The sequence below is a fragment of the Sulfuricella sp. T08 genome, assembly GCF_000971475.1.
GTDB lineage: Bacteria > Pseudomonadota > Gammaproteobacteria > Burkholderiales > Sulfuricellaceae > Sulfuricella.
Genome location: NZ_DF967541.1, coordinates 18,706 through 45,385, shown reverse-complemented (window position 1 = coordinate 45,385; position 26,680 = coordinate 18,706). Strand labels below are relative to the sequence as shown.

The following is a 26,680-nucleotide window of genomic DNA, read 5'->3' as shown; positions in this document are numbered from 1 at the left end:
TGCCGCATTCTTCCTGGAAAATTCCTGGCAACCCCATGCATCCCGACTCCAGCAACCCCATCGGCGTATTCGATTCAGGCGTAGGCGGCCTCACTGTGGTACGCGCCCTGATGGAGCGCCTGCCGTTCGAGAACATCGTCTATTTCGGCGACACCGCGCGCGTACCCTACGGCGTGAAATCGGTCGAAACCATCGCCCACTACACCACCCAGATCGCTGAATTCCTGCTCGCCAAGGAGGTCAAGCTGCTGGTCGTTGCCTGCAACACCATGGCAGCGGTGGCCTCGCAGGTGGTGAAGGATCTTTCCCCTGTGCCGGTGCTGGACGTGATCGACGCCGGCGCGCTCGGCGCTATCGCCACCACGACGAAGAAACAGGTGGGTGTGATCGGCACCCCTACCACCATCAACAGCAACGCCTATGCCCGCGCCATTCATCAGTACGAGCCGGAGGTGCGGATTTTCTCCCAGGCCTGCCCGCTCTTCGTGCCGCTGGTCGAGGAAGGTTGGCTGGATCACCTGGTCACGCGACTGACCGCGCAGGAATACCTGAAACCGGTACTGGCACAGGACATTGACACCTTGGTGCTGGGCTGCACCCATTACCCCCTGCTCAAGCCGCTGCTGCAGGAGGTAGTGGGGCCAAGTGTGAGGCTGGTGGATTCGGCCGAGGCGATGGCGGAGGAAACCGCTGCACTGCTCACCGAAATGAACCTGTCCAATCCCCAGCGCACTGCACCTCGCTACGAATTTTACGTCACCGACGTGCCGCTCCGCTTCCAGACCATCGGCGAGCGCTTCCTCGGCCGCACGTTGTCCAATGTGCATGTGGTGAAATGGTAACTACCTGAACTCGTAGCCCTTCGCGAACAACCCCAGACATACATCCACCACCGCGGCGTCGTACAGCCTGCCGCGGTTCTCCCTGATCTCCGCCAGCGCCTTCTCGGCGCCAAGCCCCGGCCGATAGGGGCGGAACGAGGCCATTGATTCAACCACGTCAGCCACGCACAGGATGCGCGCACCGAGCATGATCTCGTCGCCCTTCAGCCCGCGCGGGTAACCGCTGCCGTCCAGATGTTCATGGTGCTGGTACACCATCTGCGCCACCGGCCAGGGGAATTCGATATTTTTCAGGATGTCATAGCCAGCTTGGACATGAACCTTGATCAGTGCATATTCAATCTCCCCAAGCTTGCCGGGGAAGCTCAAGATTTCGGCTGGGATGTGGATTTTTCCGATGTCGTGGATGGTGGCGGCAAGGTAAATGCCGTGAACCTCCTCCTCCGGCAGGCGCATTTCCTCGGCGATGTGCTGGGCGAGCCCGGCGACGCGGCGCTGGTGCCCGGCGGTGTAGGGATCGCGCATCTCGATGGTCGTGGCGATGGCCTGAACGGTTTCCTCCATGCTGTTTTCCAGTTGCTCCAGGCTGTGCTTGCGCTCGGCTTCGAGCCGCTCGCGCTCGGTGATGTCCTGGGCGGCGCCGTCCCACACCACGCTGCCGTCCTCCTGCGCGCTCGGCATGGCATTAAGCAGGATATGCCTGACCCCACCCGCCCGGTCAAGCCAGCGAAAGGCCTGGTTCAGGCGGATCGACCCGGCCTCGCACCGGGCCAGCGCCGCCTCGTAGCCTTGCCGGTCCTCGACGTGAAATCCGTCGACGAACGCCGCCGCATCGGCCAGCAGTTCATCCGGAGGCAGCCCCAGCACCCCGCTGGAGCCCTTGCTGACGTAGGTGAAGCGGGCCTTTCCATCCGGATAACGCAGCATCTGGTACAGCATTTCCGGCACGTTGTCCGCCATGCTGATAAAACGGTGCTCCGAGGCGATGCGCGCAAGCGTGGTATCGAACAGGCCCGCCACGGCAAGATAGACATTGAGCAGCTCCCTGGACAAGGGCGCGTCGTTGCGATACCCCACCAACATCACGGTCGCGGTGCGGCGGCCCTCGGTCAACGGCAGGAAGGCGACTGAACAGGCCTGTGGCAGCTCCAGCGTTTCGGTTGCAAGAAAGCCGCTTTCCAGCACCTGGGAAATGGTCTTCCCGGCCGCTTCGACCAGGCGGGGGCAAAGGCTTGCATCAGCCGGACTGCAGGAGTGGACGATGACCCTGCCATCCGGGCGCCGTCCGGCGAAAGCAACGATGTCCGCGCCAAAAAATTGGGTCACCACCTTCCCCAGCTCTGCCCAGATATCCCGGTCGCTGGTGAGGCCTGCCAGATATTGCGCAGTCTTGATCACGGCATCGAAGTGCGGGTCTTTCCCTGAAAACACTTCATTCATCAGAGCACCTGCAACGGCTGAAGGTACAGATTTTCGAAAAATGCCTGGTCGAAATCGGGATAGCTCGCCAGGTTGACGAGCCGGGCGCGGCTGCGCAACTCCTTCAGTCGCTCCGCCGCCAGCGACGACAGCATGACATCGCAGCAGCCAGCCAGAGCAGTGTTGCCGGCAAGCTCCACAGTTTCCGGTGGAACCGGCGGCAGCAGCCCGATCGCCTGGGCGCTGCCGACATCCAGATAGCGCCCGAATGCTCCGCCCACGCACACCCGGCGCAGTTCCTTAAGGCCCACCCCGGCATGGCCGCACAGCGCCCCGATGCCGACTCCGATGGCGGCCTTGGCGCGCTGTATCAGGTCCACATCGCCCTTGGTCAGAGTCAGCTCCCTTCCGCCCGCGCTGAAGGTATACCCCGTTTCGCCGCTGGCGAACTTGCCGGCGCTAGTCAACCTGCCTGAGTCGAGCAGGCAAGCGATCAGATCCACCAGACCCGACCCGCACACCCCCTTGGCACGGTCGTCGCCGATGATCTGGCAGGCCAGGTCGCCCGCGGAATCCAGACTCACCCGGAACACCGCACCCACCTCCGCCGGCGCGCCGCAGCTGATACCGCTGCTTTCAAAGGCCGGTCCACCCGCAGAAGCGGTCACCCACAACTCTTCGCCGCTCCACAACGCGATCTCGGAATTGGTGCCGAAATCGATGAACAGCGCCGGCGCCGCATCCTCGGTAAAGCGCGTGGACACCAGCCCCGCCAGCAGGTCGGAGCCGACGAACCCGGCCAGCGGGGCGACCACATCAACCTCGGCCACCGGGTTGATCTCCCACTCCGCCACCCAGCCCGAAGTTTCCAGAGGCTGGCAATCCACCGGTTGCGTCCAGTATTCCGGCTGCAGCAGCAGCTCGAAATTGCGGCTGGAAAGCAGGGCCAGCATCGCCGTATTGCCGACCAGAGTGACATTGACGATGCGGCGCGGATCGAAGCCCTCGCGCGTAGCGATGTCGAGCAGCGCCTCACCGATCGCCGCCACCGCCAGCCGGCTCATTTCCCGCGCCGCACCGGGCAATTCTGCCGCCGCCGCGAGGCGGGTGATAACGTCAGCACCGAAATTCTGCTGCGGGTTGCGCCCCCAGCGATCGGCCAGCCACTGCCCCTTGGCCAGATCGAATAGCGACAGGCACACATGCGTCGTGCCCAAATCCACCGCCACGCCGCACGGATGCTTGACTCCCGGCGGCAGCCACCTCCCCTCAACCGCCTGTTCGCGGAGGGTATGCAGCAAAGCCGTATCCGGGGACGATTTCCAGTTCGACGGCGGCGCGGAGTTGAGAATTTCGACTTGCATGTCGTGGCGTGGACTGACTTGGCAGGCCAGCCGTACGCCTTGGGAAAGCTGTGCCGAAGTCAGGTGCAGGCGCTCGTTCTGTGTCGGCTCCCCGGCTTCGCCTCCAGCCACGCGCACCCGGCACAGACCGCACGCGCCGATGCCGCGGCAGCCGGAACGCACGCGAAAATCGGTCGCATCCAGAATCTCGCGGACTGACGGACCGAGTTCGAAAGGAATGCGGTGGGTCTCGCCGTCGATGCCGAGGATCAGCTCCGGCATGCCTCATCCTCCTCGGCATGCCGCCACCATGGCGGCGATATTTTCCGGCTTCGCCTCGGGCGGGATTTCGCAGCCGGATGAAAGCAGGAAGCCGCCCCGGTCAGCAAATGCAGCGACCAGCCGGGAAGCGGCGGCGGTCACTTCGTCCGGCGACGCCTCGACGAACAGCAGCGACTTCAGGTTGCCGTCGAGACAGATGTGGGGGAGCAGCTGTTGCGCCCGCTGCGGCTCGACGTAGTAGTCGAAGTTGGCGATATCCGCCCCGGCCTCCGGATAATAAGGCAGGGTGGTTTCGGTCGGCCCGGCGATGTTGAGCCAGTTGGCCAGTGCCCCGGCCTGCCGGAACGAGGCGAAGACCCGCTGCAGCCTGGGCAGCAGCAGTTCGCGGAAGAACTGCGGCGGCACCACCGCCGGAGAAGCGGAGGGATCGAACACGATGGGCAGATGGACGCCCGCCTCGATCTGGGCAGTGCCGTAGCGGATCGCGACCGAGGCGGAAAAATCGAGGATTTTTTCGAACCTCACCGGATCGTCCGCCGCCAGGTAGAGCGCGGTTTCGATGCCGAGCAACTGGGTCGTCAGGGTCATCGGACCGGCAACGCAGCCGGCCACCAGCACCGTATCGTCCAGCTCGCGGCGCAGGATTCCCGCCGCCCGCAGCAGCTCCGGCATGCGCCCGGCAACGGTGGGGTCGGGCACGGCCAGCGCCGACACGCTGCTGGAGGGCGCGAGCACATAGGAAGCCACATCCGGATACTGGTTGTCGCGGTATCGCAGAATGGAGCCGACCGCCTCGGTCTCCACGCACAAATCCATGAAGGCGAACACGACGTCGTGTCCATAGTGTTCCAGGGCCTCGATCTGGCAGCGCGCCAGCAGGCCGCCGTCGCGCAGGTAATCCCCCAGCGCCACGCTGGCCAGCGCGGCAGCGTGGCCGAACAGCTGCGGCACGGCCGGGGTGCGGTCGACCGGAGCAAAAGAAATCGCGGCCTTGATCCGCTCCAGGCTGTTCATGCCGCTCCCTCCGAACATGTGGTGCAGACCCGGCGACAAGGCGTCGGGAGACCGGCGGCAATCGCGGACGGTCGCATCCCCGCTGCGCGGAGCCCCTGCTCCCTGCTCATGCCGCCCCCTCCGCCTTATGCACCACTAGGCTATCCAGGTAGCGCGCTCCATCGAACGCTGTTTCCGCCACGTAATCCACGTTCAGCGCCTCGGCCGAGGACTGCTTCAGCGCGGCGCCGCCCGCCACTACCCTGATGCCACCCAGGCCGCGCTCGACCAGCGCGGACCTGACCTTGCGCACCTGCGGAATAACTGGCGTGATCAGGCCGCTTACCAGAACGGCATGGGCGTGCTCGCGCTCGGCCGCATTCACCAGGGCTTCCACCGGGCAGTCCTTGCCCAGATCGACCACCCGGTAACCCTTGCCGATCAGCACCATCTTGGTGATGTTCTTGCCCAAGTCATGGACATCGCCCTCCAGCGTGGCGATGACGAAGGTATCGCGACCCTGCTCCGGCGGTACACCCTCCGGATAAAGCTCGTTCACCACGGCGGATACCGCGCGCCCGACCAGCATGATTTCGAGCAGGTTGAAGCTTTCCACGGTGCACTTGTCATCGAGCCGCTGCATCGCCGCTTCCAGCCCTTCCGTCACGATCCGCTCGGACGCCATGCCTGCAGTGCGCAGACGCCGTGCCTCGGACAGTGCAGCAGCGTGGCCCCCTTCCAGCAGGACCTCCACCAGCTTGTTCATTTCCGGGTTGATCATGGCGACCGCATCAGGACAGAGTAGATTCCTTCATTGTAGTACCCGACAGGCAGACAAAAGGAAAAATCGAATTCCTGGCGCATTGCCTTTAATGGTGCGCGTGACCCTCGCCCTCTTCGTCGGCATCCAGCGGCCATAGTTGGTGCGCATCGAGCAACAAGCGATAACGGGTTTCGGCCGCATCCAGGCGCGCCAGAGCGGCCGCTAGATTAGCTTCCAGCGCCTGTCTGCGCGCTGTCAGCACTTCCGGCAAGCCCATCTCGCCTAGCGAATAGGCGCGCGCCATCAATTCGGCATTGCCGCGCATCTTCTCGGCTACGCTCTGGGCGCTTTGCCAGCCGCCGTAGGCAGCCTGGGCTGCCGCAAAACTGTTGACCGACTCGGCAGTGACCTTGCGCAAGATGGCCGCCTCGCGCTGTGCCGCCATCTCCGCCATTGCCCTGCCTTCGTCTGCCCGGGCCGAGCGCGCGCCACCGGGGAAGGGAAACGACACATGCAGGCCGACGATGTGCTCGGCGCTGTCCCGCTCACCGCCAAAACGCAAGCCAACGGTGGGGTCGGGAAGTTTGTCGGCGGACGAACGCTCCGAGTGCAGCCTTCCCAGCGACGCCTCGCTGCGTGCCACACCAAGTTCGTGGTTGTGCTTGAGGATTTCTTCCTGCCAGTATTCCAGCCCCTGCTGCAAAGGCACAGGAGCCGATGCAGGCACCGCTGTCGGCAAGGAAATCGCCGGAAAGCGCTGACCGAGCTCATTGGCAGCCACCTGCTGACGCAGCCTAGCCTGGTACAGCGTGCTTTCCGCCTGCGCCACAGCGGCTTCGGCAAGGTCGCTTTCCAGCCGCGGCGCATCGCCCGCGCGCACCCGCTTGGCGACGATTCCAGCCTGGTTCTTCAATAGTTCCACTTGATCCGCCCATTGCTGCGACTGAGACCGCTCCCTGTTCCAGGAAAACCATGCCTTCAGCAGAACACGCCCCGTTTCATGCAGCGCATCGCCATACAGGGTGTGCGAACGCTCCACCTCGACGTCTCCCATCTTGCCGTCGAGCGCGGCCTTGCCGGGCAGGCGGATAGCCCGCTCCAGCCCGATATCCCACTCCCGGTAGCGCTCGGAGGGATTAATGCTGCGCCGCTGCCCCATCACGCGCATGGTGACCTCATGCTCGCCAGCCTGCAGGCGCTGGCGCACCGCCTCACCGACCTTGATGCCAGCCTGGGCGGACAGCACATCCGGGCTGTTCCTGATCGCTGCCTCAACGGTTGCCGGCGACGGCAGATCGGGATAATTGGCCAATGTTTCAGCTGCCATTGCGGGCAGTGAGGCCGAGAGCATGATGAATAAAAGCATTCTGTTCATGCGAACCTCCCGAATTCATTGATCGGAGCAATCCAGTAGACGATATCCCGGCTCGGCAGGGTTTCCTTGAAATGGGCAATCAGCGTCTGTGCATCCTCATGCTCCATCGCCACTTCCATCTTCACCCGCCGCGCCCGGCCGCGCACCTGCTCGTTGACGCTGTGGTAGACGGCAACCTGCCCGTGCCCCTCAACCTCGTATGTAGTAAAACCACTTGCCAGTTCGGGGTGTTCAAGCAAGTGGTCAATCATGTCATCTTCCAGCGCCTTGGAAAAAACGATGGTCAGACAGCAATCTGGTTGTTTCATTGTTTATCCTCTCCAACCATGCCGAACCGCTGGTAGAGCAGCGGCAGGATGATCAATGTCAGCAGTGTCGAACTCAGTAGCCCGCCGATCACCACGATCGCCAACGGCTTCTGGATCTCCGATCCGGGACCGCTGGCGAACAGCAGTGGGATCAGGCCGAAGGCGGTAATACTGGCGGTCATCATTACCGGCCGCAGGCGGCGCCGGGAGCCCTCCACCACCACTTCGGCCAGTGCCATGCCCTGATCCCGAAGCTGGTTGAAATAACTCACCATCACCACGCCGTTCAGCACCGCAATACCCAACAGAGCGATGAATCCGACCGACGCCGGGACCGACAGGTATTCACCCGAAAGCCACAGAGCCCATACTCCCCCGATCAGGGCGAAGGGAATATTGGCGAACACCAACCACGCCTGGCGCATCGAACCGAAAGTGACGAACAGCAGCAGATGGATCAGGGCCAAGGCGACCGGCACCACAATGGCGAGCCGTGCCGCGGCGCGCTGCTGGTTCTCGAACTGCCCCCCCCAAGTGAGACTATAGCCGGCCGGTGATGGCGCCAGTTTTTCCACCGCCAGCTTCGCCTCCTCAACGAAACTGACCAGGTCGCGACCGCGCACATTGCTTTGCACCACCGCGTAGCGCTGCGAGTTTTCCCTATCGATCTTGACCGGTCCATCCACCCGCTTGAGGTGAGCCACGCTCGCCAACGGCACGCTCTGGCCGGAAGGCAGGGTCAGGCGCAGATCAGCAAACACCGCCGGGATATCGCGCACGGCATCGCTGCCGCGCAGCAGTACCGGCGTACGTCGCACGCCTTCCAGCACCATGCCCAGCACCTGGCCTTCAAGCTGGGAACGCAGGGCGTTACCGATCTCATCCACCGTCAGCCCCATACGTCCGGCGGCAAGGCGGTCGATCTCGATTTTCATGTACTGCACCCCATCGTTCATCACCCGGTAAACGTCCTCGTTACCCTTGATACCCTTGAGCACGGTCTCGATTTTTTCCGCCTGCTGGTTGAGGGTGGCGAGATCGGGACCGAAAACCTTCACCGCGACGTCGCCGCGCACGCCGATGACCATCTCGGAAACACGCATGTCGATGGGCTGGGTGAAGCTGTGGGCGATGCCGGGAAAGTCCTTGAGCACTTCGCGCAACTGGTCGGTAAGCCATTCCTTATCGGGCTTGCGCCACTGCTCGCGCGGCTTCAGCACCAGGAAAGTATCGGTCTGGTTAAAGCCCATCGGGTCGAGACCGAGTTCGTCCGAGCCCGCACGCGCCACTACCCCCTTCACTTCCGGCACCCGCGCCATGATCGCCTGCTGCAGGCGCAGATCCAGCGCCGTCGATTCCTCCAGGCTGATGGAAGGCAGTTTTTCCACGCCAATGATGATGTCGCCCTCATCCATCGTCGGCATGAAGGTCTTGCCGATCATCGGATACACCGCCACCGTCAAGGCCAGCGCAGCCACCGCGCCGATGGCAACAAGCTTGGCATGCCTGAGCGCCCAGCCGAGCGCGGGCATGTAAACCGCGGTGAGCTTGCGCACCAGCCACGGGTCGCCATGGGCGCCCTGTTTCAACATATAGGATGCCAGCACCGGAATAGCGGTAAGCGACAGAATCAGCGAGCCGGCCAGCGCGAATATGATGGTCAGCGCCACCGGGATAAACAGCTTGCCTTCCAGACCCTGCAAGGTCAGCAGAGGCAGGAACACCACGATGATGATCACCACGCCGGAAGCCACCGGCATCACCACTTCCTTGACCGCCCGGAAAATCACATGCAGGTGCGGGATATTCTTCGAGCTCCGGTCGTGGGCGAGATGGGAAACCACGTTCTCAACCACCACCACGGCAGCGTCCACCAGCATACCGATGGCGATGGCGAGGCCGCCCAGGCTCATCAGGTTGGCCGACATGCCGAACAGGCGCATCAGGATGAAGGTAAACAGTGCCGCCAGCGGCAGCGTTACCGCCACCACGATGGCGGCACGCAGATTGCCCAAAAACAGCAGGAGCAGGATCACCACCAGCACGATCGCTTCCATCAACGCCCTGGAAACTGTGCCGACGGCACGCTCAACCAGGCTGCCGCGGTCATAGAAAATCTCGGTCTTGACGCCGGGCGGGAGCGAAGGCGCGATTTCCTTCAACCTCGCCTTGACGCCGTTCACCACGGTCTGTGCATTGGCGCCGCGCAAACCCAGCACCAGCCCTTCCACTGCCTCACCCTTGCCGTCCTTGGTGACAGCTCCGTAACGACTCAGGTGGCCGATGCGCACCGTCGCCACATCCCCCACGCGCACCGCTTGGCCGTCGCGGCTACTGACGACGATGGCGCGCAGGTCGTCGAGGCTCTTGATCGCCCCCTCGCTACGTACCAGCAGAACTTCCTCACCATCCTTGAGACGGCCAGCGCCGTCATTGCGATTATTGACCTCCAGTGCCTGCTGCAACTGTGCCATGGCAATGCCGCGCGCCTGCATGGCCGCGTTGTCCGGCACCACTTCAAAGGTGCGCACCAGGCCACCCAGAGCGTTGACGTCCGCCACGCCCGGCAAGGTACGCAACGCCGGACGGATCACCCAGTCGAGCAAGGCGCGCCGTTCCAGCGGGGTGAGGTCGCCGCCATCGATGGTGAACATCAGCATCTCACCCAGCGGCGTGGTGATCGGCGCAAGCCCGCCACTGACGCCGGCAGGCAGGTCTTTCATCACGCTGCCCAGGCGTTCCGCCACTTGGTTGCGCGCCCAGTAGATGTCGGTGCCGTCCTCGAAATCGATAGTGATATCGGTCAGGGCATACTTCGACACCGAACGCAGGATTTTCTTGTAGGGGATACCCAGGAGCTCCACCTCGATCGGCGCCACGATGCGCGATTCAACCTCCTCCGGCGTCATCCCCGGTGCCTTGATAATGACCTTGACCTGGGTCGATGAAACGTCAGGGAAAGCGTCGATCGGCAACTGCTTGAAGGCGACCGCGCCAGCACCGATCAGCACCAGAGTGGTCACTATCACCGCCAGACGCTGGGTGAGGGCAAATTCGATTATCCGCGTCAGCATTATTCGCCCCCCGCCGCCAGCCCTTGCCACATCGCCTTGAGTGAAACCGTGCCGCCCACTGCGATGCGCTCGTCACCCTTGAATTCCGCAATCACCACAGTGTTCCCAGCCGTCTCGCCACCCAGTTTCACTGACCGGGCGAGAAAACCCGTCGCAGTCTGAACGAATACATAGGCCTGATCACGCTGTCGCACCAATGCGCTATTGGGTACATGCCAGTGCTTGTCATCACCGTCGACGGCCAGCACGGCCTCGACGAACTGGCCCGGACGCAGATTCTCTGCACCCTGACGAATCTCGGCGCGCACCGTTACGGTCTGGCTGCCTTCCTCCACGCCACGACCGATTTGCACCACCTTCCCGCTCGCCTGATAAGCCGGCACACTAACCACACTGCCAGCCTTCAGGCCGAAAACCTGAGCAATTGGCGCCTGAATTTCCAGCCACAGCGGCACGATCTGCGCCAGCTTCACCAGTGGCGAGGCAGCCTCGATACGCTGGCCCGGCACCGCCATCAACTCAAGCGCTACGCCGTTGACTGGCGCGGTGATCTCGATGGTACCGGACATGGCATGGCTCTTTTCCAGCCGCTGCAATGCGGCTCCGCTCAGGCCTGCAAGTGCAAGAGCCTGGCGCCGCTCGGACAATGCCGCCACGGCCTCGACCTGACGGCTCCTGGCGGCAAGATATCGGCTTTCGGCAATAATGCCTTCCTTGAACAGCTTCTCGTCACGGCTCAGGGAATCGCGTGCCAACTGTGCCTGGGTCGCCGCCTGCAGGAAGCCGCGCTGAATTTCCACCAAGCCCGGGCTTTGCAAACGGGCCAGAACCTGGCCTTTTTTTACCGCCTGACTGGGCGCCACCGACATGCTTTCCACCAACCCGGCGAGCGGTGCGGCTACGATATGCAACTGATGGTTCGGTATCACCACCCTCGCCGGCAACCCTTTTCCGGCCGTCATGACAGTACTGGCGAGCGGAGCCGTAACCACGCCCATGGCCTTGGCCTGGGTCGGGGACAACTTGATTTCATCGCCGGCATAAAGCGGTGTTATGACAATAAAACCGCATAGCAGCAGCGCTCCCAGGGAAGCGCGCAAATATTGCGCTTTCCGCATATCTGTCTCCTTGAAAATACGAATAGATCCTGCCGTTTCTCCAGCGAGAACGGCAGCAAAGATTGTGAACTAGCTAACTTAAGGAATGCTTAAACGATTGCAGGCGGCGCCTGAGACGGAGGCGGCCCGGCCCGAAAGGGCATATAGGGAAGTATAGAAGATGAATCAATAACAACAACATATGCCAAATATGGCACGATCAAGCAGAGGGTGCCAGGCAGCGCCCCGTTAAAGCCGTCATTCGCGAGGTCGCGCCTGAATTCACAGGCGGCGCCCACCACGGGCGAGTCGCTCATGTCGGCCTTGAGTTCCGTTGCATGCGCCGCATGGAAAGCCGACAACTCCAGTCCGTGGTCATGTACATGCACATGAGATGAAGCATGCACACCACCTGCATGGGCATGCAGAATCGGCACCAGACATTGCAGGAATGTCAGCACCAGAATCAGGCAGTAATTCTTTATAGTCTTACTCATAGACACATTCTAAACCAGAATTTCCACGGGCGACAATCTTTATTGACTCGCATTTCGCCTGAATGGCGTCCACAGTCTAAAGCACATCCGCCTATGGCGCACCACCACGTACGGAGCTGTCGGAACTTTCCGAGATGATTCTGGGAAACTGCACAGAAATAATCGTTCCTTTCCCATACGAACCGGATGTCAGCTCAATCTCTGCACCATGATCTTTAACGATGTCCCGCACAATAGCCAATCCTAAACCGCTACCAGCTATTTTGTCATTGAGGCGATAAAAGCGATTAAATATCAGATCCTTCTCAGACGGCGCGATGCCTGGACCGGAATCTTCTACCGATAAGATTCCCTGATGCGCATTTTGAAAGCAGTTTATTGTAACCACGCCCTCATTTGGAGAGTAGCGAATCGCGTTGTCAATTAGATTGTCGATCATGTCGCGCAGCAGAAAACGGTCGCCCATCACTTTGGTCGGATGCAAATTGAATCCCAAATCAATGTCTTTTTTATTAGCCTCCTCCACAAAATGTTGAATGGATTCCTCGACCAGCTTATCCAATTCAACTATCTCAAGGCGTGCTTTCTCGAACTGGCTTGGCTCGGCACGTGCGAGCGCCAATAACTGGTTGGTTTGTCGAATCATCCTTTCTGTCGAGGACATCATCAGCTTGGCCGAATGAGCCGTTTCGGACTCAGCAGCATAGCGTCGCTGTAGCCATTCGAGTTGCATTTTAATTCCGGCCAAGGGCGTCCGGAGTTGGTGAGCAATATTGGCAAGGAAATTCTGCTGCGCACTGGCACCTATTAGCACTTTACTGAGCAAGCCATTGATCGCATTGACCACGGGGCGCAGTTCCAATGGAACATCGTATTCCCTGACAGGTGACAGGTCATCATAATTACGTGAATTTAAGTCCGTCTGCATTTTTTTGAGAGGCAGCAGCCCTTTCGTTACCGCCCACCAAACTATGAAAATAGAAACAAAAGCCAAAAGACCTTCCAGCAACAGCAACGAAACCAAAATCACGGATCGTATATGGGTTCGCTTCCGCAATGTTTCGGCCACGCCTATGAACACGGGTTCTGTACCCACATTTGTTTTAAGCGCGATGATGCGAACAGATTCTCCTCGCATTGATCCATCATAGGCCGCAGGATCGTTCAATCTCTCAGCCGGAAACAATGTCGGGAAATCCATATCGCCTGTAATCGTCATTCCTGCCGCATTGCGAACGGTAAAATAGATGGCATCGAAATGATCCACTCGCAGAACCTGCTCCGCCTCCTGCGGCAGGTCGACCAGGACAGTTCCCCGTGTTTCCCTCAGTCTGGGGACAAGTGCCCATGCTGCATCTGCCAGACTTTGGTCAAACGCAATTTGTGCGGGAGCCCATGCAAGCCAGTAAGTAAGACCCGCCCCAATTAAATTAATCAACAAAAGGGGGGCAATGAGCCACTTAAGCAGATTCAGCCGAATGCTTGGCGTCACGGAACCTCTTTCTCCAGCATGTAACCGAAGCCCCGAATCGTGCGTATCACAACGCCGGCGCCTGAGATTTTCAGACGGATTCGGGAGACATATACCTCTACGGCATTCAGCGTCAATTCTTCCCCCCACGGAAGGATCGCATCAATGATCTGTTGTTTGGACACCACCCGAGATGCTTGTTGAATCAGATATTCGAGAACCGCCCATTCCCGGACGGACAACTCTACCGGTTGATCGTTAATGCGGACACGTTTGGTAAATGTATCCAAAGACAATCCACCGACGCGCCATTCAACCGGCTTAGGGTTGCTCCTCCTTACCAATGCCTTCAAACGAGCGACGAGTTCTGGAGTAGCGAAGGGTTTGACCAAATAGTCGTCGGCGCCAAGTTCCAATCCATGGACACGATCCTGAATGGCGTCACGCGCTGTCAGCAACAGCACAGGAAGATGACTGCCCCGCGCACGCAACCGTCGCACCACTTCAAAGCCATCGATACCGGGAAGGCCGATATCCAGGATCATGACCGCAATTTCCGCGTGCTGCAAAATCGAATCCGCATCGCTGCCGTTATCCACGACGTCAACAGCCATGCCGTGGGATTTCAAGATTCGAGATATCCCATCGGCAAGAGTTGAGTCGTCTTCTACTAAAAGAACATGCATGCGGAATTAATCCCTATGGTCGACTTTTGAATGAAATCGTAGAGCAACTTTGCTCTTGATACTAACCCTGTCAGGATTTTGTCAGCTTCATGTCATGTTTGCGACAGGATAGCGCGTTAGTCTACCGACCCTAACGCCGATAGCCGCATGATACTTTGGATTGTTTATTAATGCAGCGGATTGGTTAATACAGGCAGGCCAAACAAAAAGCTGAGATCTATTGGGTATGAAAAAGGGACGGTCTATGGTTTCACATCAGTTGACTCGCTATGTTGGGCTTATAGCACTATTTCTTTCAACGTTCTCATTTGCTGAACAACCCGTTAACCTCCAGAAATTAAGCCTCGAACAGGCGATCAAAATCGCCGAGGAGCACAACCATGAGCTCCGTTTATCTGGATTTGCGGTCGCAAATGCAGACGCCGCAACAGTCATCGCGTCGGCGGCGCCCAATCCGATGCTGACAGTACAAACTCTAAATATTAATCCTAAAGCTGGAATCGGAGCGGGCAACCTACGCAACAAGACCGTCGATAGCACGCTTCGGATCGACCAGCTGATTGAGCGCGGCGGCAAGCGAGAATTAAGAACGAAAAATGCTTCTCATCTTGAAGACGCCGCGCGCAACGACCTTCAGGATGTGCGCCGACAGCTTCATGTAAGCGTTAGCCAGTCGTATTACGACCTCCTGGCGGCAGAAGAAAAGCTCGACATCACTCGCCAGACGGTGGTTCTCTATGAGAACACCTTCACCGCTGCACAAAAGCGCCAGAAGGCGGGGGACATTGCAGGCTCCGACGTCGCGCGACTACAGGTCGATGCATTGCGTGCCAAGAACGATTTGACGCAGGCTGAAGCGGATGTGGGCAAGGCGAGACAAGCGCTCGCACTGGTGCTGGGGCAGATCACCTATGCAACGCAAATCAAACTGGCCGACAGTTGGCCAGCGCTGCAATTCAACGCCGCAGCACCATCCCCGGAAGCATTGATCGAGCGGCGTCCTGACGTGCTTGCCGCGAAGTCCCGTGTTGACGCTGCATTTGTGGCACGCAAGCTCGCACTAGCCTCGCGCACCAGGGACGTTACGGTCGGCGTTCAGTATGAACATTTTCCACTCAGCGATGCCAACCCTCAAGGCAGCGGCAACAGTTATGGCATCGCGGTGCAGATACCGCTATTCGCACGCTATACATTCGACGGCGAAATTCGGGCCGCGGAAGCGGCGGTCGACTCGGCGCAAGAAAATCTCGAAATGACACGTGATCTGGCGCGTAATGATTTGGTGAAAAGTTGGCAAGATGCACGCTCTTCCTTCGATCGTATCCAGCGCTACGACGACGGCTTGCTGGCCGCCGCAAAAAAATCCTCGGATGCGGCCGAATTCGCGTTCAAACATGGTGCGCTGGGCGTCATGGATGTGCTGGATGCCAGGCGAACCTATCGCGCGAGCCAGCTCGACGCGCTGGCCGCACGCGCGGACTATGCAAAATCACTGGCCGCCTGGCAGTCGGCCGTTTCGGAAAGCAATACGCAATGACTCTGCAATCGAACATTCTCAAAGTCGCCATAGCCATCGCTGTCGTCGGTGCAGCAATAGCTGGCATTCATTACCTCAATGCGTCTCAAGACCACAAAGCTGATCCTCCTCCCAAAGATCACTCGCAACCCGGCGTGTTGAAGTTCGCGCCCAATGCGCCGCAGTTGTCGTCACTCAAAATAGCCGCAGTAACCGCGGTGCCGTTACCGGTATCCGATCCTGTCAATGGCCGCATCACGTATGACGAGAATGCGACCACACGCGTCACTTCACCTATCGTCGGACGGGTAACCGCGCTGCATGCGGAGGTTGGCGACGCAGTACGACGCAACACCGTGCTGGTGGACATCGATTCACCGGATTTGGCTACCGCTGAAGCCGACTGGCGCAAAGCAAAGGCAGACGAATTGCGCAAAAAACTGGCATTTGAGCGTGCTAAAACGCTGTTTGATGGTGAAGTGCTCGCACGCAAGGATTACGAATCCGCAGAGGCCGACTATCAACAGGCAAAAGCTGAGACCAGGCGGACAGTTCTGCGGATGAAAAACCTGAATGCGACCGGTCAGGAGGATGGCAAATTCGGCCTGAAATCACCCATTGCCGGGATCGTGGCTGACAAGCAGATCAATCCTGGACTCGAAGTGCGCCCAGACCTGCCGAATCCGCTATTTGTTATCACCGACCTCAGCCGCCTCTGGGTAATCGTCGATGTGCCGGAACGTAGCGCCGCCGAGCTCCATCCGGGCCAAGCCGTCACCCTGGAAACAGATGCCTATCCGGACGAGCGGTTTAACGCCAGAATCGACAAGGTAGGACTGGTGCTCGATCCAGGCACGCACCGTATTCAGGTACGCTGCTCGGTCAAAAATATCGGCCTCAAGCTCAAGCCGGAGATGTTTGCACGCGTATCGTTTCTCGCCGACGATGGCGGCAAGAAGGCAATACCGCTGCCGAATACCAGTCTTTTCGTTGAAGGAATGTATAGCTATGTATTTGTCGAAAAACAAGCCGGTACATTCGAAAAAAGGCGGGTGAACGTAAAAGTCAGGGGGCACGACAGAAGCTTTGTCGATACGGGGCTCGAGAATGGCGAGCGCGTCGTGACGGAGGGCGCGTTCTTATTGAATGCCGAGGTGGCGGACAATGCTCAATAAGCTGATCGATTTTGTCTTCGCGCAACGCGTTTTCGTTCTCATTCTGACGGCTGCACTGGTTGCATTCGGCTATCGGGCTCTCACCAACCTGCCGATCGAAGCATTTCCCGATGTGCAGGATGTGCAGGTCCAGATTGTCACGCAGTATCCAGGTCAGGCGCCGGAAGAAGTCGAACGCACCATTACGCTGCCGATCGAACGGGAAATGAGCGGTGTGCCGAGCCAGACCCAGTTGCGCTCGGTGTCGATCACCGGATTGTCAGTGGTTACCCTGACCTTCGCCGACGGTACAGACGATTATTTTGCGCGGCAGCAGGTACTGGAAAAACTGCAAAATGTCAGTCTCCCCAACGGCACTCAGCCGAGCCTTGCTCCGCTGACGACGGCGGTTGGTGAAGTTTACCGCTATATCGTCGAAACACCGCCAGGCATGGATGCAAACGAAGTAAGGGCTTTGCAGGATTGGGTTATCCGTCCCAATCTCAGAATTGTTCAGGGCGTCGCCGACGTCGTCAGTTTCGGCGGCACCGTTAAGGAATACCAGGTTCAGATCAATCCCTATGCATTGAAACGATATGGAATCACCATAGACCAGGTCAGTCAGGCGTTGACCAACAACAGTGCAAACGTTGGCGGCGGTCTGATCAAGCGCGGGGATGAAGCGCTGGTGGTGCGCGGCTTTGGTATTTTCAGGCACCTCGAAGAAATCGGACGCGTTATTGTCAGTGCGAAAAACGGCAAAACCGTGCTGGTATCGGACGTCGCTGACGTAACCATCGGACACCGTCCGCGTTCCGGCGTGGTCGCCTTCAATCACGACAACAGCGTGGTCGAAGGCATCGTGCAGATGAGCAAGGGAAGCAATGCCGCGAAGGTGGTGGCGGACATCAAGAAAAGCATCTCCGACCTCAATGCGAAACTGCCCAAGGGCGTGCGTATCAAGACCATCTACGACCGCACCGAACTCATCGACCATACGGTACACACGGTTGCCGAAAACTTGCTGGTGGGTGCTGCGCTGGTCATTACGATCCTGGTCGTGTTCCTCGGCAACTGGCGGGCGGCGCTGATAGTCGCCACCGTTATCCCGCTGTCTTTGCTGTTCGCCTTCATCATGCTGGATGCGCGCGGCATTCCAGCCAATCTGATTTCGCTCGGCGCAGTCGATTTCGGCATCATCATCGATAGCGCTGTCGTGCTGGTGGAAGCCCTGATCGTGCGGCTCGCCATTCAGAATCTTGACGCAACGCCAGGGCAAACTCCCTATGCATGGCGCAAGGAAACGCTCAAACAGACGGTGGTCGAACTCGGCCATCCTATTTTGTTCGCAAAAGCGATCATCATCGTCGCCTTTATTCCGATTTTTACTTTCCAGCGCGTCGAAGGTAAGATTTTCTCACCGGTCGCTTTCACACTTAGCTTTGCCATGCTGGGCGCGATCATCCTGACGATGACATTGGTGCCGACCCTGTTGGCATGGACCATGAAACGCCATCCGATGGCGGAAAAACACAGCGTATGGCTACACCATATCCAGGACTGGTACCGGATGGTGTTGGTGCGAGCACAGGAAAAACGCACGCTGGTAATGGCAGGATCGACAGCCATCCTGGCACTCACGCTTGCACTTGCGCCGATGCTCGGCAGCGAATTTCTACCGAAACTTGATGAAGGCAACATCTGGTTAACGATCAGTCTGCCGACTTCCAGCTCGCTACAAAAAACCGAACAAATCGAGCATCGAGTTCGCGCCATATTGCAGAGCTATCCGGAAGTCGGCAATATCATTTCACAAGTAGGCCGCCCGGATGACGGTACCGACCCGAAGGGGCCGAACAACATGGAGTTTCTGGCCGATCTGAAGCCGCGTAACACCTGGAAATTCGACAACAAGGAAAGCCTGATTGCGGACATGTCTGCAAAAATCCGCACGATCCCTGGCGTCCCTACTAATTTTTCCCAAGTGATCGAAGACAACGTCGAAGAGACACTGTCTGGTGTTAAGGGGGAAATCGCAGTCAAGATATTCGGACCGGACCTGGAGATACTAACCCAGAAGAGCGAGCAGATCGCAGCGATATTAAACGGTATCGCCGGTGCTGCCGATGTCGCTGCTGTGAAAATCGGCGGGCAAAGCGAGCTGGATATCGTGATTGACCGGGATCAGATCGCCAGACTCGGCATCAACGTCGCGGATGTCAATTCGGCGATCCAGACCGCGCTGGCTGGCAATGCCGTCAATGCCTATTTCGAAGGCGACCGGCGTTTCGACATCACGATACGACTGAAGGAAAGCTTTCGCGATTCCATCGATGATATCGCCGAGCTTCAGATCAATCTTCCCGCTGGAGCAGGCACCGTGCCACTAGGTGATCTTGCGCGTATCGACATCCGGCAAGGCGCGGCACGTATCAGTCGCGAGGCGGGTGGGCGAAACGCCTCAGTAAAAGCGAACTTGCTCGGTCGCGACCAGGGCAGCTTCGTAGCAGAGGCGCAGCAGAAAGTTGCAGCGCAGGTGCATTTGCCGCCAGGCTATCAGATTACCTGGGGCGGCCAGTTTGAGAACCAGCAACGCGCTGTCAAGAGACTTGAAATCATTGTCCCCATCACGGTATTTCTGATTTTCTCGTTGTTATTCTGGGCATTCCGTTCTGTGCGTAAAGCGCTGCTGGTGTTGTCGATCGTGCCGTTTACCCTGATCGGCGGCATTGTCGGCCTTGCTATCGTCGGCCTGCATTTTTCCGTGTCCGCCGCAGTCGGCTTTATCGCAGTAGCGGGCATCTCGGTGCAGAACGGCGTCATCATGGTGGAACAGATCATTGACGGTGCACGCACCAATCAATCGGCGTTCGAAAGCGCGGTGGAAGGGGCCGTTTCACGACTACGTCCAATATTGATGACCGCATTAATGGCCGGCTTGGGGTTATTACCCGCCGCGCTGTCTCATGGCATTGGCTCGGAAACGCAGCGCCCATTTGCGGTGGTCATCGTAGGAGGAATCGTGTCGGCCACCTTCTTCACGTTATTGCTTATACCGCTGGTATATCCTTATTTTTCAGAGAAAGTGGAGGCTGAATGATTTGGCTCTCCCCACATAAATAACGACCACTAACGGTTAACACATATTGTAAAAAATCGTCACTTTGCTGACGCAGTATTTCAGGTTTATACTTCGCACCGTTTTGTTAATTGCGGAGACCCCTTTGGGCATTTGTTCGGGTGACAGTAGTAGCCGACCCTTGATGGGCGGCGGCTTCTCGGCAAGATAACACGCAGGACTTCCCCTGCTGCTATCTCGCCGAAGGCGGGAAGCGGCATCCAGGCGCGGGTCTTTCATCAGCCAGCGCCTTCAAAACTTCCACTCACTAGATTCTGACCGAGCATCCACGGATGCCTCGTAACGCATGCCCGCTGCGCGGCTCCACCTCCATCGACCCGATTTTCGAGGATGAGCATGAGCATTTTGCTGAATCGCCGCTGCCTGAATGGCAGCTTGTGGGCTTTTATCGGCGCTGCATTACCCGCACTAGTTTGGGCCCAGTCTCCAGAAGTGGAAGACTGGGGCGCCAAAATCCAGGCCACCTATCTCTGGCAGAAGAAGCCGGGATTCAATGCCGCCTATTCCGGCCCCAACAGCCTGCGGCCTGACAAGGAGATCAGCTATACTTTCACCACCACCGCCTACCTGGGCTTTCGTCCCTGGCAGGGCGGCGAGCTTTACTTCAATCCGGAAGTCACCCAGGGCGAGCCGTTTTCCAACCTGACCGGGCTGGGCGGCTTTACCAATGGCGAGGTAACGCGCGTTGCCGGTCCTAATCCGAAAGCCTACCGTCAGCGCTTGTTCCTGCGCCAGACCTGGAACCGGGGCGGCGGCGAGGAGAAAGTGGAATCCGACATCAACCAGCTTGCCGGCGTGGTGGACAAGAACCGTTTCGTGCTCACCGCCGGCAACTTCTCGACCCTCGACGTGTTCGATGAGAATGCCTACGCCAAGGACCCGCGCATCCAGTTCATGAACTGGGGAAATATGACCTATGCCGCCTATGATTATGCCGCGGATTCGCGCGGATTCGGCTGGGGTTTCGCCGGCGAGTGGTATCAGGGCGACTGGGTGCTGCGCTTCGGCCGCATGACCGGACCCAAGGAGCCCAACATGCTGCCTATCGATCACAGTATCGGCAAGCATTACGGCGACCAGGTAGAAATCGAGCATGCTCATGAGATCGGCGGTCAGCCCGGCAAAGTACGTGTGCTGGCTTGGCGCAACCGCGCCGTGCTGGCCCGATACCGTGACGCCATCAACTATGGCGCTGCCCACGGCGAAGCGCCGGACATCTTCAAAGTGCGCAACGGCGAGCAGATCAAATACGGCTTGGGGGTCAATATCGAGCAAGCGCTCAGCAGCAATCTGGGTGTTTTCCTGCGCGCCATGCAGGCGGACGGACGCACCGAAACCTGGGCCTTCACCGAGGTCGACCAGTCACTGGCTGGTGGCCTGTCGATCAAGGGTTCTGCCTGGGGGCGGACGCAGGATGTCGTCGGCCTGGCTTTGATGCGCAATGGCTTGTCCAGAGACCGGCGCGAGTATCTGGAGGCCGGCGGCATTTCCTTCTTCATCGGCGACGGGCGGCTCAACTATCGGCCGGAAACCATAGCCGAAGCGTATTACAGCCTGAATGTCGTCAAGGGCGCCTGGATCACGCTGGATGCGCAGCGCATACTGAACCCCGCTTATAACGCGGATCGTGGCCCGCTGACTGTTGGCTCGATACGCCTGCACACCGAATTTTAGCGCCTGAAAGGGGGAGCAATATGAACATTTCCTTCATGAAGGAATTTTTCGCCGGATTCGTTCGCACCCGCGCCATCTCGCGGCACTACCGCAGGTTGGCGATCCTCGAAGCACTCAGAGGTACGCCGGTGCCGCGTGAGGTGCCGCCGACGCTCGCCCATACTTTGCTTGAGGCTTCGCGCAGCGATGCCGACGCTTTGCTGTCGCGGCTCGACACACATCTGGATGGTCTGAGCGAAACCCAGGCCGAAAACATCCGCGATCACATCGGCCTGAACGAGGTCGAACACGAGAAGCCGCTGCCCTGGTGGGCGCACCTGTGGCACTGCTACAAGAACCCGTTCAACCTGCTGCTGACGGTGCTTGCCGCCATCTCTTACTACACCGAGGATATGAAGGCGGCCATCGTCATCTCCTCGATGGTGGTGCTGTCGACGCTGCTCCGCTTCTGGCAGGAGGCGAAGTCCAACCGGGCTGCCGACAAGCTCAAGGAAATGGTCAGCAACACCGCTACCGTGCTGCGCCGCGACCTGGCTCAGGATGCCGCCGAGGAGGCGCGCCGCTACTTCCATGCCATGCTGCATCCCAAAGGTCCGCACAAGACGGAGGTACCGATCAAGATGCTGGTGCCCGGCGATCTGGTGCTGCTCTCGGCCGGCGACATGATCCCGGCCGATCTGCGGGTACTTTCGGCGAAAGACCTGTTCGTCAGCCAGGCGGCCATGACCGGCGAATCCCTGCCAGTGGAGAAATTCGTTACCCAGAGAGTGGATACTTCCAACCCGGTTGAACTCGAAAACATCCTGTTCATGGGCACCAACGTGGTGAGCGGTACAGCCATGGCGGTGGTAGTGACTACCGGCAACAGCACCTACTTCGGCGCGCTGGCCGCGCGGGTCACCGCTACCGGGCGCGTGCAGACGGCGTTCCAGTCTGGCATCAACAAGGTGAGCTGGCTGCTGATCCGCTTCATGCTGGTGATGTCACCACTGGTCCTGCTCATCAACGGTTTCACCAAAGGAGACTGGCTGGAGGCGTTCCTGTTCGCGCTTTCCGTCGCCGTCGGCCTGACGCCCGAGATGCTGCCGATGATCGTCACCTCGACGCTGGCCAAGGGGGCGGTGCTGCTGTCGCGCAAGAAGGTGATCGTCAAGCGCCTCGACGCCATCCAGAACTTCGGCGCGATGGATGTGCTGTGCACCGACAAGACTGGCACCCTCACCCAGGACAAGATTTTTCTCGCGCGTCATACCGGCGTGTTCGGCGAGGAATCCGACACGGTGTTGGAATACGCTTATCTCAACAGCTACTACCAGACCGGGTTGAAAAACCTGCTCGATGTGGCGGTGCTGGAGCATGCCGAGGTGCACCAGGAGCTGGAAATCGCCACGGCCTTCCGCAAGGTGGACGAGATCCCGTTCGACTTCACACGTCGGCGCATGTCGGTGGTGGTCGCCGAGCATGACGAGCATCATCTGCTGATCTGCAAGGGTGCGGTGGAGGAAATCCTCGCTGCGTGTACCCGTGTTCAGCACGCCGAAAGGACTGAGCCGCTGACGCCGGAACTGCTCGCCCAGTTGAGCGAGGTGACGGCAGCCCTCAACGAGGAGGGTTTGCGGGTCGTAGCGGTTGCCGCCAAGGAATTGCCGCCGACAAAGGAAATCTATGGCGTAGCCGATGAATCGGAACTGACCCTGGTCGGCTACATCGCCTTCCTCGATCCGCCCAAGGAATCCGCCGAGCCGGCGCTGGCGGCGCTGCGAGGGCACGGGGTCGACGTCAAGATACTGACCGGCGACAATGAGCGAGTGACGGCCAAGATCTGTCGCGAGGTCGGCCTGCCTGATGACAAGGTACTGCTTGGCGCCGACATCGAGGCGATGAACGATGCTGAACTTGCCATCGCGGCAGAGCAAAACCACATCTTCGCCAAGCTCAGCCCGGCCCACAAGGAACGCATTGTCCAGGCACTGCGCGGCAATGGCCACGTGGTCGGATTCATGGGCGACGGCATCAACGATGCGCCCGCCCTGCGCGCTGCGGATATCGGCATTTCGGTGGATACCGCAGTGGATATCGCCAAGGAAGCCGCCGATATCATCCTGCTGGAAAAAAGCCTGATGGTGCTGGAAGAAGGCGTGATCGAGGGTCGAAGGACTTTCGCTAACATGCTCAAGTACATCAAGATGACGGCCAGCTCCAACTTCGGCAACGTATTCTCGGTGCTGGTGGCGAGCGTGTTCCTGCCGTTCCTGCCGATGCTGCCGCTGCATCTGCTGGTGCAGAACCTGCTCTACGACATCTCGCAGATCGCGATCCCCTTCGACAACGTCGACGAGGAACAGGTCAAGCTACCACAACGCTGGAACCCGGAAAATATCGGTCGCTTCATGGTGTTCTTCGGACCGGTCAGCTCGATATTCGATCTCACCACCTACACACTGATGTGGTTCGTTTTCAGCGCCAACACACCGGCCGATCAATCGCTGTTCCAGTCCGGCTGGTTCATCGAGGGGCTGCTGTCGCAAACGTTGATCGTACACATGATCCGCACGCAGAAAATCCCGTTCATCCAGAGCCGTCCTGGTTGGCCGTTACTGGTGACGACGATGGGCGTCATGATCGCTGGCATTCTCGTGCCGATGGGGCCGTTCGCTCACTATTTCAAACTCCAGGCGCTACCGCCGTTATACTTCGCGTTCCTGGCGGCAATCCTGGTGGGCTATATGGTGCTGACTCAAGCGATGAAAAGGTATTACACTCGCCGCTACGGCTGGCAATGAGCCCGTTCAAATTAAATTCAGCTCCCATGACCACATGACAGACATCCCTAATTCAGCCTACCGCCCAATTTTCTTACGCCTTATCCTTTCACGACCCAGACTATTCAGCTCGATTCTGGTCGGAGTACTGATTGTATTTTTTTTACCAAGATCTTTAGCGTTGCACGAAATTACACGGGCGATTGTCGGCTGGAATGTCGGGGCGTGGCTGTATTTGATGTTGGCGGCTCGCATGATGTTCTGGACTGAACGTGAAAAAATGCGCACCCGCGCCATAGCGCAAGACGATGGAAAATTTGTCGTTCTGGGAATGGTGATCGTCGCTGCCATTGTCTCTCTCGGCGCAATCTTTGCGCAACTTGGTGTAGTCAAGGACATGCACGGCATGCTCAGGTATGCGCACATCGCTCTCGCCGTGCTGACTATCCTGTCTTCATGGGCATTTACTCAAGTAATGTTTGCGTTGCATTATGCACATGACTTCTATGTCACTAAAGAGCGCGGCGGTTCGGGTGGGCTGGAATTCCCCAATGCATCTGCGCCGGACTATAGCGATTTTCTTTATTTTGCCTGCGTGATAGGAACCTCTGGCCAGACGGCTGACGTAAGTTTCACTAGCAGGGCGATGCGAAGAACAGGGCTGGTACACTGCGTATTGGCATTCTTTTTCAATACCACTTTGGTGGCCTTAACCATTAATATTGCGTCTGGCTTGATATAAGCATGTATGTAGTGCGATTTACTGGCGACGAACAAATCGGAGGAAGCGGTGCTCGTGGGTAACTTGAAGATGGTCGTCAGGGCTGGAGTGTATGGAACGCTGTTGGGTATATCCGGGGTGTATGCAGATACCGCAACGCTGGGCGATGCGGGTGTTGTAGCGGCCGACGCCTGGGCTTTCAAGCTCACCCCCTCCTACTATGTCACCACCCACGAAAAGGATGCGACCGATCTCAATCTGCGTGCGAATCATGGCCCCCATGCCATTTGGCTAGGCTACTACCAGCGCGGCAGCGAATTTGAGCAGACCCGCACCGGCTACGAATACACGGCGCAAATTCCCTACGGCCAGTTGGTACCCTCATTGCAACTGGCTACTCACGGCTTCGTCGGGGGCTCCATCAACGCCCAGATCGGCGACTCAATCTATGCACTGCTTGGTTTTGGGAGGACCAACGCACGTGACTACTACAACCTCAATTTTGACCCGAACGATTCCATCGTCTATGGGCTCGGGACACGCCTGCTGCCTAAATCAACCCTCTCGATATTTACCGTCAAGGACAACCGCCTTCACACCGGCCAAACTGTTACGCACGCAGTCTGGCGCATGTTGCCGGACGAGCATCAGCGGTGGACAGTGGATTTGTCGAGCAAGCATGGTCGTGCAACTGCCGATGACGAATTAGTGTCCGGCAAAGCGCTTTCAGTGACCTACGACTACCGGGATATCTTTTTCAGGTTGGCGCAGGACCGGAAGGTCAATTTCACGGCTGAGGATCAGACCCGTTTGTCCGTTGGGCTGCGATTTTAGCGATACAGGGATAGTGTAAATTACCTGTCGTAAGGCGATTACGCTGTGGTTCGCGTTACAATCCATTCTATAGGTGACCCGGTCATGCTGACGGCACAGCCACCGTGCTCATACCACGACCTCCTCGGAGCGCGCATCGAGACCGCGATCTGGTGTGCGGCATTCCACGACACGCGCCATTTGACACAGACGCCGCCATGAAGCACATTGATTTAATTGCCTCTATTTCAGGCACACTTCTTGCGACAAGCCTATGAAATCTTTTTCGGATAAATTGTTATGGGGCATTATAGTATTGCTGGCTGCAGCCTTGGCCATTACGGCAGCGGTCAAGCTGTCGCCCCTGCTCAACCCGCCGCAAAAAATCAGCCTGCCGCTGAATGCGGCTTGCGATCTGCAACAAGGGCCGTGCGCCACCTCACTACCCGGTGGAGGGCGCCTGGAATTCTCCCTGGAGCCCCGGCCGATCCCGGTGCTGAAACCACTCAGGCTGCAAGTGCGGGCCACCGGCTTCAAGGCCGGCTCGGTGGAAGTGGATTTCGCCGGCGTGGACATGAAGATGGCTTTCAACCGCCCGCGCCTGGTGCCCGGCAAGGATGGCCTGTTCACAGGAGAAGCCACGCTGCCGGTGTGCGTACGCGATAAAATGGCCTGGCAGGCGACCGTACTGGTCGAGTCCGACGGCAAGCGCATTGCGGTGCCATTCAGATTTGAAACAAAACGATAAAAC

Annotated in this window: 20 protein-coding genes; 9 read left to right on the top strand and 11 right to left on the bottom strand. The window is 58.7% G+C overall.

Features of this window, described 5'->3' with window-relative positions:
- Nucleotides 1–35 precede the first annotated feature (35 nt).
- A complete protein-coding gene (gene murI / locus SCT_RS10905; protein WP_059422905.1) occupies nucleotides 36–842 on the top strand; it encodes a glutamate racemase in 807 nt (268 codons plus the stop codon).
- Here murI and SCT_RS10900 read toward each other — a convergent pair whose 3' ends face one another.
- The 11 genes from SCT_RS10900 to SCT_RS17680 form a co-directional block, all read right to left on the bottom strand.
- Complete coding sequence (locus SCT_RS10900; RefSeq protein WP_059422902.1) at nucleotides 843–2,282, bottom strand: HD-GYP domain-containing protein; 1,440 nt, start codon at nucleotides 2,280–2,282, stop codon at nucleotides 843–845.
- Nucleotides 2,282–3,886, bottom strand: a complete 1,605-nt coding sequence (locus tag SCT_RS10895) for an ASKHA domain-containing protein (protein ID WP_059422900.1) — start codon at nucleotides 3,884–3,886, stop codon at nucleotides 2,282–2,284. The genes SCT_RS10900 and SCT_RS10895 overlap by 1 nt, the downstream gene beginning before the upstream one ends.
- A 3-nt stretch (nucleotides 3,887–3,889) precedes the next feature.
- Entirely contained in the window at nucleotides 3,890–4,900 is a 1,011-nt protein-coding gene (locus tag SCT_RS10890) for a uroporphyrinogen decarboxylase family protein (protein ID WP_059422895.1), read from the bottom strand.
- 106 nt (nucleotides 4,901–5,006) lie between these two features.
- Nucleotides 5,007–5,660: a B12-binding domain-containing protein gene (locus SCT_RS10885; protein WP_059422893.1), complete on the bottom strand. Its 654-nt coding sequence runs from the start codon at nucleotides 5,658–5,660 to the stop codon at nucleotides 5,007–5,009.
- 88 nt (nucleotides 5,661–5,748) lie between these two features.
- A complete protein-coding gene (locus tag SCT_RS10880; RefSeq protein WP_059422891.1) occupies nucleotides 5,749–7,017 on the bottom strand; it encodes a TolC family protein in 1,269 nt (422 codons plus the stop codon).
- Nucleotides 7,014–7,325, bottom strand: a complete 312-nt coding sequence (locus SCT_RS10875) for a DUF3240 family protein (protein WP_059422888.1) — start codon at nucleotides 7,323–7,325, stop codon at nucleotides 7,014–7,016. Before SCT_RS10875 ends, SCT_RS10880 begins: the two co-directional genes overlap by 4 nt.
- The gene (locus SCT_RS10870; protein ID WP_059422886.1) at nucleotides 7,322–10,399 is read right to left on the bottom strand and encodes an efflux RND transporter permease subunit; all 3,078 of its coding nucleotides are present in this window, start codon (nucleotides 10,397–10,399) and stop codon (nucleotides 7,322–7,324) included. The genes SCT_RS10875 and SCT_RS10870 overlap by 4 nt, the downstream gene beginning before the upstream one ends.
- Nucleotides 10,399–11,517 carry an efflux RND transporter periplasmic adaptor subunit gene (locus SCT_RS10865; protein ID WP_059422884.1) on the bottom strand — a complete coding sequence of 373 codons (1,119 nt, stop codon included), beginning with the start codon at nucleotides 11,515–11,517 and terminating at the stop codon, nucleotides 10,399–10,401. The genes SCT_RS10870 and SCT_RS10865 overlap by 1 nt, the downstream gene beginning before the upstream one ends.
- An 89-nt stretch (nucleotides 11,518–11,606) precedes the next feature.
- Nucleotides 11,607–11,993 carry a hypothetical protein gene (locus SCT_RS10860; RefSeq protein ID WP_059422882.1) on the bottom strand — a complete coding sequence of 129 codons (387 nt, stop codon included), beginning with the start codon at nucleotides 11,991–11,993 and terminating at the stop codon, nucleotides 11,607–11,609.
- Nucleotides 11,994–12,084: 91 nt separating this feature from the next.
- Nucleotides 12,085–13,485 (bottom strand): sensor histidine kinase, encoded by a 1,401-nt coding sequence (locus SCT_RS10855; protein WP_059422880.1) that lies wholly within the window; start codon nucleotides 13,483–13,485, stop codon nucleotides 12,085–12,087.
- Complete coding sequence (locus SCT_RS17680) at nucleotides 13,482–14,150, bottom strand: response regulator transcription factor (RefSeq protein ID WP_059422879.1); 669 nt, start codon at nucleotides 14,148–14,150, stop codon at nucleotides 13,482–13,484. The genes SCT_RS10855 and SCT_RS17680 overlap by 4 nt, the downstream gene beginning before the upstream one ends.
- Before the next feature lie 244 nt (nucleotides 14,151–14,394).
- Here SCT_RS17680 and SCT_RS10845 point away from each other — a divergent pair, with 244 nt between their 5' ends.
- From SCT_RS10845 to SCT_RS10810, 8 genes are all read left to right on the top strand, one after another.
- The gene (locus SCT_RS10845; protein WP_059422878.1) at nucleotides 14,395–15,687 is read left to right on the top strand and encodes a TolC family protein; all 1,293 of its coding nucleotides are present in this window, start codon (nucleotides 14,395–14,397) and stop codon (nucleotides 15,685–15,687) included.
- Complete coding sequence (locus tag SCT_RS10840; protein WP_059422876.1) at nucleotides 15,684–16,841, top strand: efflux RND transporter periplasmic adaptor subunit; 1,158 nt, start codon at nucleotides 15,684–15,686, stop codon at nucleotides 16,839–16,841. The genes SCT_RS10845 and SCT_RS10840 overlap by 4 nt, the downstream gene beginning before the upstream one ends.
- Nucleotides 16,831–19,920 (top strand): efflux RND transporter permease subunit, encoded by a 3,090-nt coding sequence (locus tag SCT_RS10835; protein ID WP_059422873.1) that lies wholly within the window; start codon nucleotides 16,831–16,833, stop codon nucleotides 19,918–19,920. The genes SCT_RS10840 and SCT_RS10835 overlap by 11 nt, the downstream gene beginning before the upstream one ends.
- A gap of 375 nt (nucleotides 19,921–20,295) precedes the next feature.
- Nucleotides 20,296–21,633, top strand: a complete 1,338-nt coding sequence (locus SCT_RS10830; RefSeq protein ID WP_082098305.1) for a carbohydrate porin — start codon at nucleotides 20,296–20,298, stop codon at nucleotides 21,631–21,633.
- Nucleotides 21,634–21,653: 20 nt separating this feature from the next.
- Nucleotides 21,654–24,416 (top strand): magnesium-translocating P-type ATPase, encoded by a 2,763-nt coding sequence (gene mgtA, locus SCT_RS10825; RefSeq protein WP_059422872.1) that lies wholly within the window; start codon nucleotides 21,654–21,656, stop codon nucleotides 24,414–24,416.
- A gap of 34 nt (nucleotides 24,417–24,450) precedes the next feature.
- On the top strand, nucleotides 24,451–25,137 hold the full coding sequence (locus SCT_RS10820) for a DUF1345 domain-containing protein (RefSeq protein WP_059422870.1): 687 nt from the start codon (nucleotides 24,451–24,453) through the stop codon (nucleotides 25,135–25,137).
- A gap of 54 nt (nucleotides 25,138–25,191) precedes the next feature.
- Nucleotides 25,192–25,950 carry a hypothetical protein gene (locus tag SCT_RS10815; protein ID WP_144408263.1) on the top strand — a complete coding sequence of 253 codons (759 nt, stop codon included), beginning with the start codon at nucleotides 25,192–25,194 and terminating at the stop codon, nucleotides 25,948–25,950.
- Between the two features lie 253 nt (nucleotides 25,951–26,203).
- Nucleotides 26,204–26,677: a hypothetical protein gene (locus SCT_RS10810; protein ID WP_237759664.1), complete on the top strand. Its 474-nt coding sequence runs from the start codon at nucleotides 26,204–26,206 to the stop codon at nucleotides 26,675–26,677.
- Nucleotides 26,678–26,680: the final 3 nt, after the last annotated feature.

What these genes read in the sequence shown, in the direction of transcription:
- SCT_RS17680 (WP_059422879.1), bottom strand. Translation starts at nt 14,150, where the DNA reads ATGCATGTTCTTTTAGTAGAAGACGACTCAACTCTTGCCGATGGGATA.
- SCT_RS10840 (WP_059422876.1), top strand. Translation starts at nt 15,684, where the DNA reads ATGACTCTGCAATCGAACATTCTCAAAGTCGCCATAGCCATCGCTGTC.
- SCT_RS10890 (WP_059422895.1), bottom strand. Translation starts at nt 4,900, where the DNA reads ATGAACAGCCTGGAGCGGATCAAGGCCGCGATTTCTTTTGCTCCGGTC.
- SCT_RS10830 (WP_082098305.1), top strand. Translation starts at nt 20,296, where the DNA reads ATGAGCATTTTGCTGAATCGCCGCTGCCTGAATGGCAGCTTGTGGGCT.
- SCT_RS10860 (WP_059422882.1), bottom strand. Translation starts at nt 11,993, where the DNA reads ATGAGTAAGACTATAAAGAATTACTGCCTGATTCTGGTGCTGACATTC.
- murI (WP_059422905.1), top strand. Translation starts at nt 36, where the DNA reads ATGCATCCCGACTCCAGCAACCCCATCGGCGTATTCGATTCAGGCGTA.
- SCT_RS10875 (WP_059422888.1), bottom strand. Translation starts at nt 7,325, where the DNA reads ATGAAACAACCAGATTGCTGTCTGACCATCGTTTTTTCCAAGGCGCTG.
- SCT_RS10895 (WP_059422900.1), bottom strand. Translation starts at nt 3,886, where the DNA reads ATGCCGGAGCTGATCCTCGGCATCGACGGCGAGACCCACCGCATTCCT.
- SCT_RS10880 (WP_059422891.1), bottom strand. Translation starts at nt 7,017, where the DNA reads ATGAACAGAATGCTTTTATTCATCATGCTCTCGGCCTCACTGCCCGCA.
- SCT_RS10835 (WP_059422873.1), top strand. Translation starts at nt 16,831, where the DNA reads ATGCTCAATAAGCTGATCGATTTTGTCTTCGCGCAACGCGTTTTCGTT.
- SCT_RS10870 (WP_059422886.1), bottom strand. Translation starts at nt 10,399, where the DNA reads ATGCTGACGCGGATAATCGAATTTGCCCTCACCCAGCGTCTGGCGGTG.
- SCT_RS10845 (WP_059422878.1), top strand. Translation starts at nt 14,395, where the DNA reads ATGGTTTCACATCAGTTGACTCGCTATGTTGGGCTTATAGCACTATTT.
- SCT_RS10885 (WP_059422893.1), bottom strand. Translation starts at nt 5,660, where the DNA reads ATGATCAACCCGGAAATGAACAAGCTGGTGGAGGTCCTGCTGGAAGGG.
- SCT_RS10810 (WP_237759664.1), top strand. Translation starts at nt 26,204, where the DNA reads ATGAAATCTTTTTCGGATAAATTGTTATGGGGCATTATAGTATTGCTG.
- SCT_RS10820 (WP_059422870.1), top strand. Translation starts at nt 24,451, where the DNA reads ATGACAGACATCCCTAATTCAGCCTACCGCCCAATTTTCTTACGCCTT.
- SCT_RS10865 (WP_059422884.1), bottom strand. Translation starts at nt 11,517, where the DNA reads ATGCGGAAAGCGCAATATTTGCGCGCTTCCCTGGGAGCGCTGCTGCTA.
- SCT_RS10900 (WP_059422902.1), bottom strand. Translation starts at nt 2,282, where the DNA reads ATGAATGAAGTGTTTTCAGGGAAAGACCCGCACTTCGATGCCGTGATC.
- mgtA (WP_059422872.1), top strand. Translation starts at nt 21,654, where the DNA reads ATGAACATTTCCTTCATGAAGGAATTTTTCGCCGGATTCGTTCGCACC.